Genomic DNA, 1,431 nt, shown 5'->3' on the forward strand with positions numbered 1-1,431 from the left:
GGGGTGACCAAGGTCGACGAGGTGCTCGTGGGATCGTCGCGCATACTGGCCCTCGAGGGGCTCTTCGACGACGCGCCGCTGCTGGGGGTGCAGGTCGAGATCGAGGGCAACTTCACCGAGCACGCACAGGCCGGCGCCACCCACTACTATGCCCGCGAGCGCTGGACGTTCCGCCGCAAGCGCGGGGCGCTCTCGAAGCCTCCCGGGCAGATGTCGAACCTCTCGTGTCCGTCGTGCGGCAGCCCGTCAGAGGTGCGCCCAGACGGGTCGTGTCCATACTGCGACCGCGTGGTTGCGCCGGGCGACTTCCAGTGGATGCTGGCGGTGACAAAGGTGCAAGAGGTCATCGCGAGCCATCGGCCGTCGCTGACCAGCACGGCGCCGGAAGAGGGCACCGACTTCCCCGACGTCATCGCCCCGGACTACGACAGCGCCCGCGCCGCCTTCTTGCAGCGCAGCACCGGCTTCGATGAGGCGGCCTTCCAGCAGCGCGTGGCCACCTGCTTCCTGGCCATTCAAGACGCCTGGTCGAGCGGGAAGTGGGAGAAGGCGCGGCCGTTCGAGACCGATCACCTGTTCAACACCCATCGCTACTGGATCGAGCAGTACAAGCGCCAGGGCCTGGCCAACCGCCTCGACGACGTGCGCATCGCCCGGCAGTGGACCGTGCGGTATGCGCAAGACGCGTTCTACGACAGCATCACGGTGCGCATCCACGCATCGCTGCGCGACTATGTGGTCGATGCCGGCGGGCGCGTGGTGGGCGGCGATCAGCGGTCGCCTCGCGCGTTCAGCGAGTACTGGACGTTCATCCGCACGGCCGGTGCCGCGGCTCCGGTTCCTGCGAAGGAAGGGGCCTGCCCCAACTGCGGCGCCCCCCTCGAGGTGAGCATGGCGGGCGACTGCGCCTACTGCGGCTCGAAGGTGACCAGCGGCCAGTTCGACTGGGTGCTGTCGGCCATCGAGCAGGACGAGTCGTACGGCAAGGAAGATGTGGCCATCTTGCCGGGCACCGCGCCTGCGCCACCAGCACCGCCGACCGCAGAGGGCTGAGCGGTCGGCGCGATCAGTCGCCCGCCGTCTGCAGCGTGAACGTGTGCTCGATGAACACGGTCGGGTCTACCGCGGCGTAGCTCACCTGCGCGATGAGGTACCCGTTCAAGATGTCTTGCGCGGTCATCGTCGCGCCCAGCCCGCAGGTCACCGTGTATGCAGTCGAGGGGCTTGCGCCGAAGAACGCGCCCTGGTTGTAGAGACCGTTCATGAAGCTCGAGATCTGGGCGGTCACGGTCGACCACGTCAGCCCATCGTTGGGGGAGAACACCACCCATTCGATCCCCTGGTTGATGCTGTTCGTGATGTAGAGGTCGAGCCGGCGTGTCTGCAGGTACGTAAAGGTGTGAGAGGCGACGCCGGCCGCGGTGCGCGCGC

General features: G+C 67.6%; 2 protein-coding genes. One reads left to right on the forward strand and one right to left on the reverse strand.

Going from position 1 to position 1,431, the window contains the following annotated elements:
• Positions 1-1,053, forward strand: a 1,053-nt coding sequence (locus tag EB084_25415; protein ID NDD31604.1) for a hypothetical protein, incomplete at its 5' end; no start/stop codon positions are given.
• A gap of 13 nt (positions 1,054-1,066) precedes the next feature.
• Here EB084_25415 and EB084_25420 read toward each other — a convergent pair.
• A partial coding sequence (locus EB084_25420; protein ID NDD31605.1) for a phage tail sheath family protein occupies positions 1,067-1,431 on the reverse strand: 365 nt, incomplete at its 5' end.

It is taken from the genome of Pseudomonadota bacterium (genome assembly GCA_010028905.1).
Classification (GTDB): Bacteria; Vulcanimicrobiota; Xenobia; order RGZZ01; family RGZZ01; genus RGZZ01.